Origin of the sequence: Mesorhizobium sp. M4A.F.Ca.ET.020.02.1.1 (assembly GCF_004022645.1) — a bacterium.
Classification (GTDB): domain Bacteria; phylum Pseudomonadota; class Alphaproteobacteria; order Rhizobiales; family Rhizobiaceae; genus Mesorhizobium.
In genome coordinates this window covers 1-1,388 of record NZ_RZOI01001091.1, presented here as the reverse complement: position 1 = coordinate 1,388, position 1,388 = coordinate 1, and the positions used below count along the sequence as shown (strand labels likewise).

Sequence of the window (1,388 nt, the reverse complement as noted above, 5' to 3'; positions counted from 1 at the left end):
GGGTCAACGTGCTCAATCCCGCCGCTACCATGACCGAACGTCTGCAATTGTCGCTCGAAGTGGAATCCAGGATGACCGGCAAGACGCCGGAAGAGCTGCTGCGGCTCAATGAGCAGCGGATACCGCTGCGGCGCTACGCACGGGCCGAAGAAGTGGCCGACGCCGCGCTTTTTCTCGCCAGCGCAAGATCCTCATACGTGACCGGCGCTTCGCTGACCATGGACGGAGGCCTCACACCATTGGTCGTTTAGCGGGCCGTCGCGAGGAAACTACGGGAGGAAGAAATGTTCACTTGGTACAAAGAGTTGACGGAGCGAGAGCGGAACACCTTCTGGGGCTGTTTTGCCGGCTGGGCCGTCGATGCGATGGATGCACAGCTCTTCAGCTTCGTGCTGCCAATTCTCATCGCGGCCTGGGGAATGTCGACGGCACAGGCTGGCTATCTGGCAACGGCAACGTTGCTCTCCGCGGCAATTGGAGGATGGGCCTGCGGCTACCTCGCTGACCGCTTTGGCCGGGCCCGCATCATGCAGCTCACGATCCTGTGGTTCTGCAGCTTCACCTTCCTTGCTGGTTTCGCGCAGGATTTTCAGCAGCTGATGTTCCTGCGCATCCTGCAGGGGCTGGGCTTCGGCGGCGAGTGGGCCGCCGGCGCGGTTCTCATGGGCGAGATCATCCGCGCCGAGCATCGTGGCAAGGCCGTCGGAACGGTCCAGAGCGGCTTCGGCGTTGGATGGAGCGCGGCCGCCATATTGGCAGGATTGGTCCTGGCGTATTTTCCCCAGGACTATGGATGGCGTGTTCTGTTGATGATTGGCGTCCTTCCTGGCCTTCTGGTTCTCTATCTACGGCGTAAGCTCGAGGAGCCGGAGATCTTCGTCAGAACGCGCGAGCTCGTCGAGAAGACCGGAAATCGTCCGGGATTGGGCGCGATCTTCCAGCCGGAAACATTGCCGACAACGGTGCTCTCGTCGTTGCTTGCATTCGGCGTGATTGGTGTCGGTGGCGCGATCGTCAACTGGCTGCCGACCTTCATGAAGACGGTGCGCGAGCTGTCGCCGGGCGCCTCGGGATATTATGTCTTCGTGGTGACCGGCGGTTCGTTCTTCGGATTCCTGGCGAGCGCATATCTGGCCGATCGCCTGGGCCGGCGGCGGACGTTCCAGCTGTTTCTGCTGTGCTCCTGGTCGATCACCATCGCCTATATGTTCCTGCCGCTCTCGGGTTGGCCGCTGATTGTCCTCGGCGCGCCGTTCGGCTTCTTCACGATCGGAAACTATGCCGCGCTGGGGCCATTCTTCACCGAGCTTTTCCCCTCCGCCATTCGCGCGAGCGGTCAGCGCTTCGCCTATAATTTCGGTAAGGCGGCCGGCGCGGCGGCTGTGTCG

At 61.9% G+C, this 1,388-nt stretch carries 2 protein-coding genes; both read left to right on the top strand.

The features are described from left to right. A partial coding sequence (locus tag EN742_RS35080; protein WP_128333890.1) for an SDR family oxidoreductase occupies window positions 1-251 on the top strand: 251 nt, incomplete at its 5' end. 33 nt (window positions 252-284) lie between these two features. Then, window positions 285-1,388: MFS transporter (locus EN742_RS35075; RefSeq protein ID WP_128333889.1), on the top strand; the 1,104-nt coding region annotated here is incomplete at its 3' end.